General features: G+C 72.6%; 15 protein-coding genes. 9 read left to right on the plus strand and 6 right to left on the minus strand.

The features are described from left to right. Positions 1-49 precede the first annotated feature (49 nt). Genes ADY59_RS05040 through ADY59_RS05050 form a run of 3 tightly spaced genes read left to right on the plus strand, consistent with a single transcriptional unit; the run spans position 50 to position 4,017 of the window. Positions 50-1,264 (plus strand): oxygenase MpaB family protein, encoded by a 1,215-nt coding sequence (locus ADY59_RS05040; RefSeq protein WP_049558261.1) that lies wholly within the window; start codon positions 50-52, stop codon positions 1,262-1,264. Then, complete coding sequence (locus ADY59_RS05045) at positions 1,261-3,537, plus strand: molybdopterin cofactor-binding domain-containing protein (protein WP_049558264.1); 2,277 nt, start codon at positions 1,261-1,263, stop codon at positions 3,535-3,537. Before ADY59_RS05040 ends, ADY59_RS05045 begins: the two co-directional genes overlap by 4 nt. Next, the gene (locus tag ADY59_RS05050; protein ID WP_049558267.1) at positions 3,538-4,017 is read left to right on the plus strand and encodes a (2Fe-2S)-binding protein; all 480 of its coding nucleotides are present in this window, start codon (positions 3,538-3,540) and stop codon (positions 4,015-4,017) included. A gap of 97 nt (positions 4,018-4,114) precedes the next feature. Here the strand turns inward: ADY59_RS05050 and ADY59_RS05055 are convergent, their stop codons facing one another. From ADY59_RS05055 to ADY59_RS05070, 4 genes are all read right to left on the minus strand, one after another. Further along, positions 4,115-4,870, minus strand: coding sequence for an SDR family oxidoreductase (locus tag ADY59_RS05055; protein ID WP_049558269.1), 756 nt, complete (start codon positions 4,868-4,870; stop codon positions 4,115-4,117). 86 nt (positions 4,871-4,956) lie between these two features. After that, on the minus strand, positions 4,957-6,687 hold the full coding sequence (locus tag ADY59_RS05060) for an L-aspartate oxidase (protein WP_049558271.1): 1,731 nt from the start codon (positions 6,685-6,687) through the stop codon (positions 4,957-4,959). Positions 6,688-6,831: 144 nt separating this feature from the next. Continuing rightward, positions 6,832-7,641, minus strand: a complete 810-nt coding sequence (locus ADY59_RS05065) for a glutamate ABC transporter substrate-binding protein (RefSeq protein WP_049558274.1) — start codon at positions 7,639-7,641, stop codon at positions 6,832-6,834. 104 nt (positions 7,642-7,745) lie between these two features. Further along, positions 7,746-8,561 (minus strand): helix-turn-helix transcriptional regulator, encoded by an 816-nt coding sequence (locus tag ADY59_RS05070; protein WP_231618552.1) that lies wholly within the window; start codon positions 8,559-8,561, stop codon positions 7,746-7,748. Between the two features lie 83 nt (positions 8,562-8,644). On the opposite strand from ADY59_RS05070, the gene ADY59_RS05075 reads away from it, so the two are divergent. Genes ADY59_RS05075 through ADY59_RS05090 form a run of 4 tightly spaced genes read left to right on the plus strand, consistent with a single transcriptional unit; the run spans position 8,645 to position 12,450 of the window. Then, positions 8,645-9,643 carry an ABC transporter substrate-binding protein gene (locus ADY59_RS05075; RefSeq protein ID WP_049558276.1) on the plus strand — a complete coding sequence of 333 codons (999 nt, stop codon included), beginning with the start codon at positions 8,645-8,647 and terminating at the stop codon, positions 9,641-9,643. Then, positions 9,640-10,455 (plus strand): siderophore-interacting protein, encoded by an 816-nt coding sequence (locus tag ADY59_RS05080; protein ID WP_049558279.1) that lies wholly within the window; start codon positions 9,640-9,642, stop codon positions 10,453-10,455. Before ADY59_RS05075 ends, ADY59_RS05080 begins: the two co-directional genes overlap by 4 nt. Beyond that, complete coding sequence (locus ADY59_RS05085; protein ID WP_049558282.1) at positions 10,445-11,428, plus strand: FecCD family ABC transporter permease; 984 nt, start codon at positions 10,445-10,447, stop codon at positions 11,426-11,428. The genes ADY59_RS05080 and ADY59_RS05085 overlap by 11 nt, the downstream gene beginning before the upstream one ends. Then, the gene (locus ADY59_RS05090) at positions 11,425-12,450 is read left to right on the plus strand and encodes a FecCD family ABC transporter permease (protein ID WP_082309868.1); all 1,026 of its coding nucleotides are present in this window, start codon (positions 11,425-11,427) and stop codon (positions 12,448-12,450) included. Before ADY59_RS05085 ends, ADY59_RS05090 begins: the two co-directional genes overlap by 4 nt. Positions 12,451-12,461: 11 nt before the next feature. Here ADY59_RS05090 and ADY59_RS05095 read toward each other — a convergent pair whose 3' ends face one another. Beyond that, positions 12,462-13,034: a TetR/AcrR family transcriptional regulator gene (locus ADY59_RS05095; protein ID WP_049558284.1), complete on the minus strand. Its 573-nt coding sequence runs from the start codon at positions 13,032-13,034 to the stop codon at positions 12,462-12,464. A gap of 71 nt (positions 13,035-13,105) precedes the next feature. Between ADY59_RS05095 and ADY59_RS05100 the strand changes: the two genes are divergently transcribed. Further along, the gene (locus ADY59_RS05100) at positions 13,106-13,678 is read left to right on the plus strand and encodes a dihydrofolate reductase family protein (RefSeq protein WP_049558287.1); all 573 of its coding nucleotides are present in this window, start codon (positions 13,106-13,108) and stop codon (positions 13,676-13,678) included. Positions 13,679-13,690: 12 nt separating this feature from the next. After that, on the plus strand, positions 13,691-13,849 hold the full coding sequence (locus tag ADY59_RS51075; protein WP_197093441.1) for a hypothetical protein: 159 nt from the start codon (positions 13,691-13,693) through the stop codon (positions 13,847-13,849). A gap of 184 nt (positions 13,850-14,033) precedes the next feature. On the opposite strand, the gene ADY59_RS05105 is transcribed toward ADY59_RS51075, so the two are convergent. Further along, positions 14,034-14,387, minus strand: a complete 354-nt coding sequence (locus ADY59_RS05105) for a hypothetical protein (RefSeq protein ID WP_049558288.1) — start codon at positions 14,385-14,387, stop codon at positions 14,034-14,036. Positions 14,388-14,597 lie beyond the last annotated feature (210 nt).

Consider the following 14,597-nt stretch of genomic DNA (forward strand, 5'->3'; position numbering starts at 1 on the left):
GGCCCGCTCGCGCGCGGGCCGGGGCACGACCCGGAAAGGAGTGCCCGGCATGGCGGAGCTGAGCAGGCGCAGGATGTTGATCTCGGGCGGGGCCCTGGGCGCGTTCGGCGCGCTGGGGATGGCGTCCCCGGCCGAGGCGAGCCCGTGGACGTGGTCACCCGAAGGCTCCGTCGGGGGCACCGGCGCGGGCGCCGACCCGCGCTGGGTGTGGGACGAGGAGGCCGACCCGCTGGTCGCCTCGCTGATCCAGCGCGGCGCGGTCCCCGAGGTCAACCGCCTGCTGTGGGACTGGAACCGCAACGACCAGCCGCTGCCCGAAGGGCTGCCGGCGGACCTGCGCGACTTCATGGAGCGGGCCCGTCAGCTGCCGTCGTGGGCGGACCACGGCAAGCTGGCCACGGCCGCCGAGTTCAACAAGGCCAGGGGGCTCTACCTCAACCTGCTCAACGGCGTGGGCGGCGGCATGCTGAGCACCGCCATCCCCAAGGAGGCGCGCGCCGTCTACTACTCCAAGGGCGGCGCCGACATGGAGGATCGCGTCGCCAAGACCAGCATCCTGGGGTTCGCCGTCGGCTCCCTGAACGCCTACCGGCCCGGCGGCTCCTGCGTGGTCGAGTCGGTCAAGACCCGGCTGGTGCACGCGGCGGTCCGGCACCTGCTCCAGCAGTCGCCGCACTGGACCGGCGACATCCCGATCAGCCAGGAGGACATGCTGGTCACCTGGCACACGTTGCCGACCTTCGCGATGCGCAGGATGCGCGACTGGAAGGTGCCGATCACCGCCGCCGAGTCGGAGGCGTACCTGCACGTGTGGCAGGTGACCGCGCACCTGCTCGGCATCAGGGACGAGTACATCCCCGCCACCTGGGCCGCCGCCGAGGCCCAGTCGGACCAGGTCCTGCCCCGCAACAGCGGGCCGACGCCCGAGGGCGTGGCGCTGACCGACATCCTGCTGGACCAGCTCGCCGAGCAGACCAGCCCCGCGAGCGTCAGCCGGCCCCTGTGCAACGCGCTGGCCCGCTACCTGGTCGGCGACCAGGTGGCCGACTGGGACGGCATCGAGCGCGAGCCGGTGTGGGACCCCCTGATCAGGGCCGCCTGGCCGAGGCTGGTGAGGTTCCGCGAGGGCCTCGTGCCGCTGCCGCTGGTGCCCGAGGTCGCCTGGGTCATCGACGAGGCCGCCCGGCGGTACATCATGTTCTTTCTCACCAAGGGCGCGGAAACCAAGATCGAGATCCCCACGACCAACCGCCCCGGCGCATGACGGCCATCGGACGGCGGCACTTCCTCGGGTACGTGCTGGCGGCCCCGACGCTGTTGACGGCCGCCGAACTCGGCCCGGTGGCCGGCCCCGGGCTCCCGTCGCCGGAGATCACCGACCTGCTGGACCTCAACGACCTGATGACCGCCGCGGCGCTGCCGACCGCGAACCTGATCTCGGTCGAGGTCGACGGGGACGGCACGGTGTCGTTCGCGTTGCCGCGGGCCGAGGTGGGCCAGGGCATCACCACCTCGACGGCCATGCTCATCGCCGAAGAGCTGGCCGTACCACTGGAACGCGTGCGGGTCACGCTCGCCGACGCCCGCCCCGAGCTGGTGTTCAACCAGCTCACCGGCGGGTCGAACACCACCATCGCGACCTACACCCCGATCCGGGTGGCCGCCGCCGTCGCCCGGCTGCGCCTGCTGGAGGCCGCGGCGGCCGAGCTCGGCTCGGCGGTCGCCGACCTGACGCTGAAGGCCGGGGTGATCAGCGGCCCGGGCGGCGACGGCATCGACATCGGCGCGCTCGCCGGGAAGGCCGCGAGCGCCCGGACCCGGCGGGTGGCCGTCGAGCTCACGGCGCGCGAGAGCTTCACCGTCATCGGCAGGCCGCACAACCGGATCGACGCGCTGGACGCGGTGACCGGGCGCAAGAAGTTCGCCATGGACCTGGACGTCCCGGACGCGAAGCCGACGATGGTGTGCCGCCCGCCGACCATCAACGGCGAGGTCGGCTCGGTGGCCAACCTCGCCGAGGTCCGCGCCATGCCGGGCGTCACCGACGTGGTGGTGATCTCCACCGGCGTCGCGGTCCGCGCCGCGACGTTCGGCCAGTGCGTCGACGCCGTACGCGCCCTGCGGGTCTCCTGGAGGCCCGGCACCGCGGAAGGGAAGTCCGACGAGTCCGTGCTCCGCGAACTGCGGGCCGCGGAGCTGCCGCTGGGGATCCGGCCGCCGACCCCGGTCGTCGAAGGCGCGTTCACCTTCTACTTCCGCAGCAACAGCGCGCTCGAACCCAACTGCGCCATCGCCGACGTGCGGACCGGCCGCGCCGAGATCTGGTCGGCGATGAAGTCGCCGATCGTCGCCCAGCAGGCCATCGCCGCCAAGCTGGGGCTGCCGCCCGGCCGGGTCACCGTGCACGTCACCGAGGGCGGCGGCTCCTTCGGGCGCAAGCTGTTCTTCGACGCGGCCCTGGAGGCCGCCGAGGTGTCGCAGCGGGTGGGCAAGCCGGTCAAGCTCATGTGGCACCGCGCCGACGACTCCCGCCAGGGCCGCACCCACCCGATGGCCATCTCGCGGGTCCGCGTCTCCTACGTCGGCGACACCGTGCTGAGCTACAAGCAGCGGCACACCAGCGTCTCCACCGACCTCGGGCACGGGCTCGGCGAGATCATCACCGCCATGGCCGCGCGGCTGCCGGTGGGCGACATCGGGTTCTCGCAGACGTTCTTCCAGCTCAGCCAGACGATGCCGTACGAGTTCGGCATCAGCAGCCGGTTGCTCAGCGAGACGGACAAGGGCTTCAACACCGGCAGCATGCGCAACGTCTACTCCCCCGACGTCACCTGCGCCCGCGAGCTCATCGTCGACCAGCTCGCGGCGCGGATGGGCAAGGACCCCCGCCGGTTCCGGCACGACTTCCTGCGCGACGACCGCTCCCGGGCGGTGCTGGCGAAGGTGGCCGAGGCCGGCGAATGGGGCCGGCCGATGCCCGAGGGCACCGCGCAGGGCATCGCCTTCCACAGCGAGTACAAGGCCGTCAGCGCCGCGCTGGTGGAGATCGACTGCCGTCCGGAGACCGTCGACCGGCCGATCCGCGACGGCGTGACCGGGCCCCGCGTCACCAAGGCCGTCTTCGCCGTGGACGTCGGCCTCGCCGTCAACCCTCGGGGCCTGGAGGCGCAGATGATGGGCGGCGTCATGGACGGCATCGCGCTGGCCCTGACCTCCAGCCTGCACCTGCGCGACGGCCACTTCCTGGAGGCGAGCTGGGACAACTACTTCTACACCCGGCAGTGGAACACCCCGCCCGACCTGCGGATCATCGTCATGCCCAGCACCTCCGACCGGCCCGGCGGCGCGGGAGAGCTGGGCGTCGCCGCGTCGATGGCCGCGGTCGCCTGCGCGTACGGCCGCGCGACCGGGACCATGCCGTCCAGCTTCCCGATCAACCACGGCACGCTCTCCTTCACCCCCAAGCCGACGATCCCCCCGATTCCCCCGTCCCCGGCCGACGGCCTGGACCGCGCCCGCCGAACGAAGGAGACCTGAGTGCCCGAGCACACCTTCCGCGTCAACGGCGAGCAGGTCACCGTGGACGTGGCCGGCGACGTGCGCCTGCTGTGGGTGCTGCGCGACATCCTCGGCATCACCGGACCGAAGTACGGCTGCGGCATCGACGTCTGCAAGGCGTGCACCAGCCACCTCAACGGCGAGGCCGTCAACCCCTGCGCGATCCCCGTCCGGGATCTGCGGCCGGCCGACGAGGTCACCACGATCGAGGGGCTGGCCGCGACGGCCGGCGGGGACCTGCACCCGATGCAGCAGGCGTGGCTCGACCACGACGTCGCCCAGTGCGGCTACTGCCAGCCGGGCCAGATCATGGCCGCGGTGGCGCTGGTCCGCCGGGTCGCCGCCGAGGGCCGCGCCATCACCGACGCCGACCTCGACGGCCTGCGCAACATCTGCCGCTGCGGCACCTACGCGCGCATCCGCGAGGCCATCAGGGCCGGGGCCGAGAACATGACCTGACGTCTCACGGCGCCACGTCGCCGGGACGGCGCGCGCGGCGGATCGGGCTCGCATGTCACCGTCGGGTCGAAGAGCCGTTCGGTGACCGGCCGCTCCGCTACCTGCCGGTGGCGTTCCGGCCGGGCCATTCGCCGTAGCGGATGGTGCCGAGGGTGGCGCCGTCCTCCGGCACCAGCGACCGCTCCAGCAGCTCGGCGCCGAAGTAGTGCGCGTGCGGGTCGGTGACCACCTCGCGCGGATCGTTCCAGGAGGCCAGCACCTCGCGGAAGAACTCGTCCATCCGGAACTGCTCGGGCCCGGCCACCTCGACCCTGCCGTTCAGCGGGGTGCCCACCGCGACGCGGCCGACCGCCCGCGCGACGTCGTCGCCCGCCATGGGCTGGAAGAGCACGGGCGCCATCCGCACCTCGCCGCCGTCCGTGGCCTCGTCGGCGATCCTGCGGACGAACTCGAAGAACTGGGTGGCGTGTACGAGCGAGTACGGGATCGACGACTTCTCGATCAGCTGCTCCTGGGCGATCTTCGCGCGGAAGTAGGCGTTCCCGGGCGGCCGCTCGGTGCCCACCACCGACAGCGCGACATGGTGGCCGACGCCAGCCTCGGCCCCGGCGGCGAGCAGGTTGCGGGTGGAGGTCTCGAAGAACTCCCGCACGGCCGCCTCCGCGAAGGAGGGTGAGTTGGACACGTCGATCACCACCGACGCGCCCGCCAGCACCTCCGCCACTCCTTCACCGGTGAGGGTGTTCACGCCGGTGGTCGGCGCCGCCGCCACCGCCTCGTGACCGTGCTCACCCAGCTTCGTCACCAGCTTCGAGCCGATGAGGCCGGTTCCGCCGACTACGACGATCTTCATGGCGTTCCCTTTCCGCGCCGCCGGACGGCGACCGCGATCTCGCTCACGGCATACCCACTGACCTGCGGCGGAAAGGGGACCGACGGCTACTCGACGAGCTTCCCGTCGCTGGAGACCTCGCGCATGAGCGCCGCGATGCCGGCCGGGATCGGCGGGATCGCCTCCCGCTCCACCGATCCCGGCCCGGACCACACGAGGTTCACCTGGAGCGAGGGGTCCAGGCCGGGATGGTCCGAGCGGTTGTGGCAGCCCCGGGTCTCGCGCCGCTCAAGGGCGGCCTCGATCGTCGCGCGCGCGGCCAGCGCCGCGGACTTCAGGTCGAACGCGTGCGCCAGGTCCTGGAAGCCGGCGATGTCCGGGTGCACGCCGACGTCCGCGATGCGCGCCTCCACGGCGGCGAGCTCGGCCAGGCCCTTGCGCAGGCCGCCCTCGTCACGCACCACGCCGGCGTGCTCGGTCATGATGTCGCGCAGCACGCGCTGCAGGGCGCGGACGTTCTCCGGGCCGTCGGCCGCGAGCAGCCCGTCCACCTCCGCCCGCGCCTCGCCGAGCGCGTCGGCCGAGCGGCGCTGGGCGTCGAGGCCCGCCGAGTACTCGGCCGCCGCCCGGCCGACGATGCGGCCGAAGACGAGGAGTTCGATGAGGGAGTTGCCGCCGAGGCGGTTCGCGCCGTGCAGGCCGCTCGCCGCCTCGCCGATCGCGTACAGGCCGTCGACGCCGGTGCCGTGGTCCCCGGGCCGCACCCAGACCCCGCCCATGGAGTAGTGGGCCGTCGGGGCGACCTCGATGGGCTGCTGGGTGATGTCGAGCATCTGCAGTTCCATGAGCGTCTGGTAGACGCGGGGCAGCTTCGACATGATCGTCTGCCGGGGCAGGTGCGACACGTCGAGCCAGACGCCGCCGTCCGGCGTCCCCCGGCCTTCCTTGATCTCCGTGTAGGCGGCCAGGGCGACGCGGTCGCGGGTCGACAGTTCCATCCGCTCCGGGTCGTAGCGTGCCATGAACCGCTCGCCGAGCCCGTTGCGCAGCAGGCCTCCCTCGCCCCGCGCCGCCTCGGACACGAGGGTGCCCGCCGCGTTCTCCGGCTCGATGAGGCCGGACGGGTGGAACTGCACCAGTTCCGGGTCGCGGATGCGCCCGCCGGCGAGCACCGCCAGCCGGAAGGAGTCACCGGTGTTCTCGTCGCGCCGGGAGGAGGTGCGCCGCCAGATGCGGGTGTGACCGCCCGCCGCCAGGATCACCGCGTCGGCGTGGATGACGTAGCGGCTGCCGTCGGTCAGGTCGAACCCGTACGCGCCGAAGACCGTGTTGTCGCGGACGAGGATGCGCGTGATGTACACGCTGTCGAGGACGGGGATGTCGAGCTGGGCCGCCCGGTTGATCAGGGTGCGCTGGATCTCCAGCCCGGTGTAGTCGCCGGCGTAGGCGGTGCGCCGGTAGGTGTGGGCCCCGAAGAAGCGCTGCGAGATCCGCCCGTCCGCCTCGCGGGCGAACGGCATGCCGTAGCGCTGCAGGTCCTCGATGCCGCGCGCGGCGCCCTCGGTGACGATGCGCACCGTCTCGGGATTGGCGAGCAGGTAGCTCTCCTTGAGGGTGTCCGCGGCGTGCTGCTGCCAGCTGTCCTCGGGGTCCATCGTGGCGAGCGCCGCGTTGATGCCGCCCGCCGCGAGCGAGGTGTGCGCGTCCGACTTGGGCCGCTTGCCCACCGCGAGGACGTCGGTCCCGCGCTCGGCGAGCTCGATCGCGGCCCGCAGGCCGGCTCCTCCCGTGCCGATGACCAGGACCGACGTGGCGATCCTTCTCTCTGGCGCGTACATGGGTGCTCCTTCTGCCCGCATCGCCGAAAACCTGATTCCAGCCATATGACTAGATAGCGGGGCAATTTGTGACATCACGACCGTGGTCAGCAGCCGGTAGGCGACGTAGGACAAGACAGCCGTCCGGTTCGTGACAGGCGACCCTCAGGTCACGCAGCCCTCGAACTCGGGCACGTGGGGCGACAACCGCAGACCGCTCCCGGCGAACCACTTGTCCAGCAGCCCGGCCGCGGTGCCGTCCTGGTACATGTCCGTGATGGCGCGGTTGACCTGCTCGCACGCCTCCACGTCCCCCAGGGGCAGGGCGATGCCGTACCTCTCGTCGGTGAAGGGCGCGTTCACGATGGCGAACGCGCCGCGCTCGCGGGCGGCGAACCCGGCCAGGATCAGGTCCCCGGTGGAGACCGCTTCCACGGCCCCCGCCTTGAGCAGGTCGACGCACTCGCCGTAGGTCCTGGCCGGCACGAGCTCGGCGGCGATCTGGCGCCCGTCCACGATGCGGGAGGTGGAGATCGAGCCCTGCGCCTGGCAGAGTCTGCGCCCTTCGAGGTCGCGGACGTCGCGGATCCGCCGGTAGCCCGCGCGCACCAGGATGTCCTGGTGAGAGACGTAGTACGGCCCGGCGAACGTCACCTGGCCCTGGCGCTCGGGGCTGATGGAGTAGGTCGCGACCACCATGTCGGCCTCCCCGTCGCGCAGCTTCGCCTCGCGGCCTTCCGAGGTCGTCTCGACGAAGGTGACCTTCTTGCCCAGCCGGGCGGCCACGTAGGCGGCCACGTCGACGTCGAAGCCCTCGAACCGCCCCGCGCCGGTGCGCACGGCCAGGCCGGGCTGATCCGACTTCACGGCCACGACCAGCTCGTCCTTGTCCAGGATCGACGTGCCGCCGCCGAGGCCCGTACCGCACCCGCACAGCAGCAGAGCCGCGGTGACGACCGTGGCGATCTTCCGCATGAGCCCTCCAAGTGGGCTCAGCGTAGGCAGCGCCCGTGACCCGCCGGTGAACGGCGCATGGCCGCCGCCCGAGCGGATTCAGACGTCCGCGGCGGGTGCGCCGGTCAGGACGGCCCGGTGTAGCGGCCCGGGGTGCAGCCGTACTCCTTGGTGAAGGCGCTGATGAACGCCGACGGGCTGGAGTAGCCGACCCGCCGGGCCACCTCGGCCACCGGCCGGGTCTCCAGCAGCACCCGGGAGGTGCTGAGCCGCAGCTTGGTGCGCACGCGCGAGTACGGCATGCCGAACTCGCGCTCGAAGTCGCGCTGCAGCGTCTTGACGCTGACGTGCAGGCGCTCGGCCCACTCGTCGAGGCGGGCCTCGTCGCCGGGGTCGTGCGAGAGGGCGCGTGCCACCGTCAGCGCGAACCCGGTGCCGGTGGCGTGGTGGCCGACGAACTCGGCGGTCGTCGTGCCGAGCCCCGCCATGATCCGGTCGCGGGCGGCCAGCGCCTCCGCCTCGTCCAGGCCGGGGCCGGCCAGGTGCTGGATGAGCCGCGCCGCCTCCTGCCCGACCGAGACGGCCCCGGCCCGCAGCCCGTCGAGGGCCGGAGGCACCTCGCGCAGGCAGATCCGGTAGACGGTCTGCCGGTCGGCCGCGCGTACCTCGTGGGTGACGGCCCGGTGCGCCCAGAACGCCTCCCTGCGGCCCACGAACTGCGTGCGCGCGCCGTGCCTGGTCGCCAGCATCCCGTCGGGCGACCAGTAGAGCTGGTGCAGGAAGTCCTGGCGGCTCTCGCCGAACTCCAGCACGGCCGCCGACCGGTACTTGAGCACGAGGATGCCGCCGAGGCGGCCGAGCCCGTAGCCGAACTCCTCGCACCGCAGCGGATCGGTCCCGGTGGGGTCGGTGACGGTCACGGAGTGGCGTCCCAGCGACATCGGATGGCCTCCCAGAGACATCAGCGGCAACTTTGGTAAGGGTAACCTAAGTTCGTCTCATCCCTGCTGAAGGAACCCTTCTGATGCACTCTGCCCAGCTCCGGCGCACCGCCGGAGCCACAGCCCTCGCGCTCGCCCTGGTGGCCGGGTGCGGTTCGGCGCCCTCCGGCGAGCAGCCGGCCGCGGCCGCCGCGACCCGCGTGTTCGCCGCGGACAACGGCCAGGTCACCATCCCCGCCGACCCGAAGCGGGTCGTCGCCACGGGGTACGCGGTGCCCGCGCTCATCGAGGCCGGCGCCGCGCTGGTCGGCATCTCCACCTGGAAGCGCGGCCTGCCGCTGATGTCGCAGGAGGACCGGGCGACCTACGACGGCCTGGAGAAGATCGCCGGCGAAGCCGCCGCCGAGACCAACTACGAGGCCATCGCCAAGGTCAAGCCGGACCTCATCGTCATCGGCGTCCCGGCCCCGGTGCTGGCCGACGTGGACATGGAGCGGCTGAAGTCCATCGCCCCCGTCGTCGCGATCGGCCCGACCATCCCGTCCGCGTGGCGCGAGCTGTCGCAGCGCCAGTCCGACGCCGCCGGCCGCGCCGCCGACTTCGGCCGGGCCAAGGCCGCCTACGAGAAGAAGGCCGCCGAACTGGCCGCCAAGTACGAGCAGGCGCTGGCGGGCGTGAGGTTCGGCCACGTCGGCACGTACGGGGAGGCCGCAAAGGGAACGTTCCAGCGCGAGTTCGCCGGCTCGTGGGGCACCAACATCGCCCAGGACGTCGGCGTCACCTACTACGGCCAGGTCAAGAAGAAGGGCGGAGGCAGCGCCGACGTGTCGGAGTACCCGTCGATCGAGGAGCTGCCGGCGAGCCTCGGCGAGGCCGACGCGATCACGTACTCGGTGCAGCCCGACGGCACGCCCAACGAGTCCGTGAAGTACGTGCTCGACTCCCCGCTGTGGAAGAACCTGCCCGCGGTCAAGGCGGGCAAGGCGTACCCGATCCGCTACACGGAGGCGGCCACGTACGACTCGGCGCTCATGACCCTGGACGCCGTGGACCAGGCGCTCGCGCCGCTGGTGGCGTCATGAGCGTGGACCGCCGCGACCCGGGGCCCAAGGTGGCCGCCCACCAGGCCACCGGTGACGGCCTGACCCGCATCCCCTACCCGATCGGCGTGCGCACCGTCCGGGTGGCGGCCCGCGAGCTGGTGACGCCGCGCATGCTGCGGCTCACCCTCAAGGGGCCGGAGCTCGACGGCTTCCACACCTACCAGGCCGACGACCACGTCAGGATCGTCTTCCCGGACCCCGGCGGCACGCATCGCGTTCCCGTGCCGAACGACAAGCTGATGCTCGACTGGCCCCGGCCGATGCCCCCGACGCGCAAGTACACCGTGCGGCGCTACGACGCGGCGGCCCGCGAGCTGGACCTGGACTTCGTGCTGCACGAGGGCGGCCTCGCGACCGGCTGGGCGGCGTCGGCCGAGGTGGGCGACGAGGTGACGGTCGCCGGTCCGCCGGGGGCCAAGACGTTCCCGCACACCTACGGGCACTACGTGTTCGCCGTCGACGCCACCGCGCTGCCCGCGGCGGCCCGCTGGCTGGAGGAGTCCCCGGCCGGCGTCTCCGCGCACCTGGTGATCGAGACCGGCGACGCCGTCGAGCACGGCTACCCGCTCGCGGAGCGCGCCGGCGTGGAGGTCGTGTGGCTCGTCCGCGAGAACGGGCGGTCCGCCCTGGCGGAGACCGTCCAGGGGCTGAAGCTGCCGGACGTCCCGGCGTTCCTGTTCGCGGCCGGCGAGACGGGCGACCTCAAACCGCTGCGTCCGTGGAGCGAGGGACGGCTGGACGCCCTGTTCACCGGCTACTGGAAGCGCGGAGTCGCCGGGCTTGAAGACTGACTACCGGCCGGTCGTCCTCGCCGCGTCGGTGGTGCTGCTGCTCGCCATGGCCGTCGCCAGTCTGTGCGTCGGCGCGCAGGCGCTCGCGCCCGCCGGCGTGTGGCGGGCGCTCACCGGCTCCGGCGGCGGTGACGCGTACCTGATCGTGCGGGAGGTACGGGTGCCGCGCACGATTCTCGGCATCTGCGTCGGCGCGGCCCTCGGCACCGCCGGCACGCTGGTCCAGACGCTGACGCGCAACCCGCTCGCCGAACCGGGCATCCTGGGCGTGACGGCGGGGGCCGGCTTCGCGATCAACGTCGGCGGCGTGCTGGGCCTGGCCGGCGGGCAGCCGGCGCAGCTCGCGCTGGCGTCCCTCGGCGCCGTGCTCGCCGCCGTGCTGGTGTACGCGCTCGGCTCGGCCGCGCCGCTGCGGCTGGTGCTCACCGGGGTGGCGCTGAGCGCGGTGCTCTCCGGCATCTCGCTCGGGCTGCGGCTCATGCTGCCGGATGTGTTCGACCGGTTCAGGTTCTGGTCCGTGGGATCGCTGGCCGGGCAGGAGCAGGCACCGCTCGCCCTGCCCGCCGGCACGATCGCCGTCGCGCTGTTGTGCGCCGCCCTGGTGACCAGGCCGCTGAACGCCCTGATGCTGGGGGACGAGGTCGCGCGGGCGCTCGGCGGGCACGTGCTGCGCACCCGGGTGTCCGTGCTTGTGATCGTGACCCTGCTGGCCGGTGCGGCCACCGCCGCGGCCGGGCCGATCGCGTTCCTGGGGCTGATGGTGCCGCACCTGGCCAGGCGGGTGGCGGGCGGGTCGATCCCCTGGCTGATGGCGTTCACGATGGTGCTCGGGCCGGTGCTGCTGCTCGCCTCGGACATCGGGGCGCGGGTGCTGCTGCCGACCGGCGAGGTGCCCGTGGCGGTGGTGACCGCGTTCGCCGGCGCGCCGGTGCTCATCTGGGCGGTGCGGCGGCGCGGGGCGGTGCCGGCGTGAGCGGCTTCCTCGTGCTGCGCGCGGGCGCGTACTCGCTCAGGGCCGGGCGCAGGACGCTCGTGGTGTCGCTCGCCCTGCTGCTCGCGGCGCTGGGCCTGGCCGTACTGGGCCTGTGCGTCGGGACCTCGTGGACCCCGCCGCGTGAGGTGCTCGCGGCGCTGGCCGGGTACGGCGACGAGGTCGTGGTCGTGCGGGAGTGGCGGCTGCCCCGGGTCGCCGCCGCGCTGGTGTTCGGCGCGGCGCTCGGCCTGGCCGGCGCGGTCTTCCAGAACCTCACGCGCAACGCGCTCGGTAGCCCCGACGTCGTCGGGCTCGACGCGGGCTCCTACACCGGCGCGCTGTTCGCGATCACCGTGCTGGGCGGCACGTCCGCGCAGCTCGCCCTCAGCTCCATCGCCGGCGGCCTGGCCGCCGCCGGGGCCGTCTACGCGCTGTCGCTCAGGTCGGGCCTGAACGGCATGCGCCTGGTCGTCATCGGGATCGCCGTGAACGCGATGCTGACCGCGCTGAACTCGTGGATCGTGCTCCGCGCCGAGCTGGAGGTCGCCATGGCCGCGACCGGCTGGAGCGCGGGCTCGCTCAACGGCGTGGACTGGGACGAGCTGGTCCTGCCGTTCGCCGTCGTCGCCGCGCTGGCCGGGGCGCTGGCCGCCCTCTCCCCCGGCCTGCGCCAGGCGGCGCTCGGCGACGAGCTCGCCGTCACCTCCGGCGTGCGCCTGAACCGGCTGCGGCTGCTGCTCGTCCTCGCGGGCGTGGGCTGCACGGCCACGGTGACGGCGGTGGCGGGCCCCATCGTGTTCATCGCGCTGGCCGCGCCGCAGATCGGGCGGCTGCTGACGGGCGCGGCCGGGGTGCCCCTGGCGCCGGCGGCGCTGTCGGGCGCGGTGCTCCTGCTGGCCGCCGACCTGGCCGCGCAGCTCCTGCTCGCACCGGTCGCGCTGCCGGTGGGCGTGGTGACGACGGTGATCGGCGGCTGCTACCTCATCGGCCTGCTCGTCCGCAGGACGCGGCGGAACGCCTGAGGCGCTCGACCTCAGGCGTTCAGCGATCGCCGCACGGCGGCGTCCACCAGGTCGTGGACCTGCTGCTCGGTGAAGATGTCGGGCAGCGTCAGCCGTTCCACGATGAGCCAGTTCAGCGCGAGGTAGAGGAGCACCACCGAGGTCGAGTCGCCGGGCAGCCCCGACGCGGCGTGGTAGCCGATGTTGGCGTCGATGTCCTCGCGGATGCGCTTGGTCAGCACGGCGCGCAGCTCGGGGCGCCGGGTGGACTCCAGCCTGAGCTCCAGCAGGGCCAGGTAGCCGGAGTTGAAGGAGGAGATCCGGTCCACCAGCTCGTGCATGAGCGTGGCATACCGGGCCCGGTCCTGCACGCCGTCGCGGTGCCGGGCGATCGTCGCCTCGTCGGGCAGCAGGCGCTCGTAGATACGCCCGCCGACCTGCGTGAACAGATCGTCGCGATTGGCGAAGTAGTTGGAGGCCGTGCCGGTGGGCACCCCCGCCTCCGCATCGACGGCCCGGAACGTCAGCCCTCGCGCTCCTTCCCTGGCCAGCACCTCGATGGCCGCGTCGATCAGCGCCTGCCGCCGTTCGGGATTCGTCCGCACTTGACACCACTCCAGTTGTAGTACTACGTTGAAACCACTTCAAACAGAGTACTACATCAGGAGTTACCGGTATGCGAAAGCTTGTCTACTACATCGCCGTGTCGCTCGACGGCTACATCGCGGGGCCCAACGCCGAGTTCGATTTCTACCCCGTGTCGGACCGGATGGCCGCCTGGATCAACGAGCGTTACCCCGAGACGCTCCCCACCCACGTTCGCAAGCTTGTCGGCCTAGAGGGCGCGCCCAACAAGGTCTTCGACACGCTCGTGATGGGCCGCGGCACCTACGAGCCGGCGCTGGCGGTTCCCACCACCAGCCCCTACTCCCACCTGCGCCAGTACGTCCTCTCCAGCACGCTGGAGATCGACGACCCGACGGTGACGGTGGAGAGCGGCGACCCGATCGAGCTCGTCCGGCGGCTGAAGGCCGAGGACACCGGCATGGACATCTACCTGTGCGGCGGCGGGAAGCTCGCCGCCTCCCTGCTCCCGGAGATCGACGAGATCATCCTCAAGAGCTACCCGGTGGTGGCGGGCACGGGCATCCCGATGTTCTCCGGGGAGTTCCGTCCCACCCTGTTCACCCCCGTCCGGCGCGAGTCCTTCGACAACGGCACCCAGGTCACCTGGCTCACCAGGGCCTAGAAAGGAGCGAGTATGCGCATCAAGCTTCCCGGCTCGATCACCGGGGACAAGGCCGGCCACCAGACCCGGACGCATCACCCGGGCGTCCCTCCGGCGCGCGACCTCAAGCCGGCGGGCCGGCCCCACCTCTCCCGCCGCCCGACGGCCGCCCCCCGCCGCACCGGCTACTGAGCCGGTCGGCGGCGGACCAGCCGGCCACCCGCCGGCAGCACGCCTCCTCCTCATCGCCCACGCCGAGCAGCAGTCCGGGGCCGACGAGCGCGACGGCGTCCACGATCACGTAGCGCGCGTGCCCGCCGCTCATGACCGACAGGCCGGCCGGGCTCCCCCCAGCGGGGGAGCCCGGCGTCAGCGTCTAACAGAGGCTGTTCCAGTCGATCGCCCTGCCCGCGGCGGCCTTGAGCAGCCGGCACGCGATGGCGGCCAGCCCGCCGGTGTAGCCCCCGACGATCGTGCACACGGCCGTGCCGAACAGCTGGTAGACGGCGTAGACGGCGCCGGCCTGCCAGCAGTTGAAGCCGTCGACGGCCGGGGCGTCCGGCGGCATGGCGGGCGACTGCGGGATCGCCTGGATCTGCTCGGCGTTCAGCCCGGCCGCGAGCTGGTCGAGCACGGCTTCGGCGCCGTCCCCGAACTGCGCCAGGACCTGGGCCACGGCCGGGTGCTCGCGCAGTGCCGCCTTCTTGTCCTCGTCGGTCATGAGGGTCATGTGGTTCTCCTTGTGCCGGTGTGCCTCGCGCTCGCCGCCGGTCGGACGGTTCGCGCCTCGACGCTCAGCGAAGCCGGGCCGCCGGGGTGTCCAACAGGGCCTCGGACGAACTGGTCCGGAATCGGGCCGGTCCGGGACCGCCGGCCGCCATTTCTCGGACACTCTCCGTCATGATTCATACACTTGCCGTCACGGCTTGGGTCAAGAGAG

It is taken from the genome of Nonomuraea sp. SBT364, assembly GCF_001083785.1.
In the GTDB taxonomy this organism is placed as follows: Bacteria; Actinomycetota; Actinomycetes; order Streptosporangiales; family Streptosporangiaceae; genus Nonomuraea.

Coding starts and splice junctions, on each gene's coding strand:
- ADY59_RS05045 (WP_049558264.1), top strand. CDS start 1,261: ATGACGGCCATCGGACGGCGGCACTTCCTCGGGTACGTGCTGGCGGCC.
- ADY59_RS05040 (WP_049558261.1), top strand. CDS start 50: ATGGCGGAGCTGAGCAGGCGCAGGATGTTGATCTCGGGCGGGGCCCTG.
- ADY59_RS05060 (WP_049558271.1), bottom strand. CDS start 6,687: ATGTACGCGCCAGAGAGAAGGATCGCCACGTCGGTCCTGGTCATCGGC.
- ADY59_RS05080 (WP_049558279.1), top strand. CDS start 9,640: ATGAGCGTGGACCGCCGCGACCCGGGGCCCAAGGTGGCCGCCCACCAG.
- ADY59_RS05100 (WP_049558287.1), top strand. CDS start 13,106: ATGCGAAAGCTTGTCTACTACATCGCCGTGTCGCTCGACGGCTACATC.
- ADY59_RS05055 (WP_049558269.1), bottom strand. CDS start 4,870: ATGAAGATCGTCGTAGTCGGCGGAACCGGCCTCATCGGCTCGAAGCTG.
- ADY59_RS05070 (WP_231618552.1), bottom strand. CDS start 8,561: ATGTCGCTGGGACGCCACTCCGTGACCGTCACCGACCCCACCGGGACC.
- ADY59_RS51075 (WP_197093441.1), top strand. CDS start 13,691: ATGCGCATCAAGCTTCCCGGCTCGATCACCGGGGACAAGGCCGGCCAC.
- ADY59_RS05075 (WP_049558276.1), top strand. CDS start 8,645: ATGCACTCTGCCCAGCTCCGGCGCACCGCCGGAGCCACAGCCCTCGCG.
- ADY59_RS05065 (WP_049558274.1), bottom strand. CDS start 7,641: ATGCGGAAGATCGCCACGGTCGTCACCGCGGCTCTGCTGCTGTGCGGG.
- ADY59_RS05105 (WP_049558288.1), bottom strand. CDS start 14,387: ATGACCCTCATGACCGACGAGGACAAGAAGGCGGCACTGCGCGAGCAC.